Origin of the sequence: Synechococcus sp. OH2, from assembly GCF_047462155.1 — a bacterium.
Classification (GTDB): Bacteria; Cyanobacteriota; Cyanobacteriia; order Thermostichales; family Thermostichaceae; genus Thermostichus.
In genome coordinates this window covers 12,426-14,219 of the sequence record NZ_JANSIR010000023.1, presented here as the reverse complement: position 1 = coordinate 14,219, position 1,794 = coordinate 12,426, and the positions used below count along the sequence as shown (strand labels likewise).

Here is a 1,794-nt window from a genome sequence, read left to right as displayed (position 1 = left end):
GGCTGCCCGAGGGGCAGGGGCCGTGCTTCTCAACGCCTGGGGGGAGCGCTTTATGCCTTGCTATACGGAGCTGGGGGAGCTGGCGCCGCGGGATGTGGTGGCCCAGGCGGTGTTCTGGGAGCGGCAGCGGACGGGGGGAGTTTATCTTGATCTACGGGCTGTGCCAGAGCTGGAGGAGCGCTTTCCCACCGTTGTTGCCTCTGCCCGCGCTTTGGGGCTGGATCCCGGAAAAGACCTCCTGCCGGTTGCTCCCGCTGCCCACTACGTCATGGGCGGGGTGCGAACGGATGCCTTTGGCTTCACTGGCCTGCCGGGCCTCTATGCTGCCGGGGAGGTGGCTTCTACAGGGTTGCACGGGGCAAACCGTTTGGCTTCCAACAGCCTCTTGGAAGGGCTGGTCATGGGCAAGCGAGCTGCTCTGGCTGCCCTGCGGGAGCTCCAGGAGCCACCCCTTCAGGTGCAGGCTCTACCTGTGCTGACCGCGCCGCCCTCTCTTCTTCCCGAGCTTAGGCAGCAGGTGGGAGAGGCACTGGGCGTGGTGCGGCAGGGAGAGTGGCTGCGGGCTTTTCTGGCTTTTGCAGAAGCCCTGCCCCTGGAGGAGAAGCCCTGGGCCAGCCGGGAGGAGGTCGAGGCTGGGAGTTTGTTGCTGCTTGCCCGCCTGGTGGGGCAAGGGGCTCTGTTGCGGGAGGAAAGCCGCGGATCCCACTTCCGCAGGGATTTTCCCCAAGAAGGAGAGCCTTTCCATACCGAGGCGTGGGGCTCTACCTTGAAGCAGACGCCGCTAGGTCTAGCGGCCGCACCAGAGGGGGATCCTGCCTAGGCGTTCCAGGCGTGGTGGAAAACCCCCGGCCTGTCGATGCGCTCAAAGGTGTGGGCGCCAAAGAAATCCCGCTGGGCTTGGGTGAGGTTCTGGGGCAGCTCGGCAGTGCGGTAGCTGTCGTAGTAGGCCAGGGAAGCGCTAATGGCCGGGATCGGGATCCCTAGGGTAGCCGCGGTGGCCACCACCCGCCGCCAGGATCCCTGCCGTTCCTGGATGGCCTGCTGAAACTCCTCATCCAAAAGCAGGTTGACCAGCTCCGGATCCCGCTGGTAGGCCGCCTGGATCCTGCTCAGGAGGCGGGCGCGGATGATGCAGCCCCCCTTCCAGATGCGGGGGATCTCGCTAAAGGTGTAAACATAGCCGTGGGCAACGGTGGCTTGCTTGAGCAGCGCCATCCCCTGGGCGTAGGAGCAGATCTTGGAACAGTAGAGGGCGGCGCGCAGATCCTGGAGGAAGCGGTCGGGATCCCCTTCAAAGGCTGTTCCCGGCCCTGGCAACTGCCGCGAGGCGGCCACCCGCTCTTCCTTCATCGAGGAGAGGAGGCGGGCCTGCACTGCCGCCTCAATGGTGGGCACCGGCACCCCCAGATCCAGGGCGTCCTTGACCGTCCACAGGCCCGTGCCCTTCTGGCCTGCCTTGTCCAAGATGAGATCCACCAGCGGCTTGCCCGTCTCCGGATCCAGCGTCCCCAAGATCTTGGCGGTAATCTCAATCAAAAACGACTCCAGCTCCGTCTCGTTCCAGGCCTGGAAGATCTCCTGCATCTGGGGGGCTGACAGCTTCAGCCCCCTGCGCATGAGGTCGTAGACCTCGGCAATCAGTTGCATGTCGCCGTATTCGATGCCGTTGTGCACCATTTTCACGTAGTGCCCGCCCCCTTTGGGCCCCAGGTAGGTGACGCAGGGGCCGTCCGGCACTTGGGCGGCAATTTTGGTGAGGATGGGCTCCAGTTGGCGGTAGGCTTCCAGGCTGCC

2 protein-coding genes are annotated in these 1,794 nt (G+C 64.8%); one reads left to right on the top strand and one right to left on the bottom strand.

What is annotated here, in order from left to right; genetic code table 11:
- On the top strand, window positions 1-820 hold an 820-nt coding region (locus NW835_RS01835), incomplete at its 5' end, for an FAD-binding protein (RefSeq protein WP_414414365.1).
- Here the strand turns inward: NW835_RS01835 and gndA are convergent.
- The coding region (gene gndA, locus NW835_RS01830) for an NADP-dependent phosphogluconate dehydrogenase (protein ID WP_414414364.1) at window positions 817-1,794 on the bottom strand (978 nt) is incomplete at its 5' end. The genes NW835_RS01835 and gndA overlap by 4 nt on opposite strands.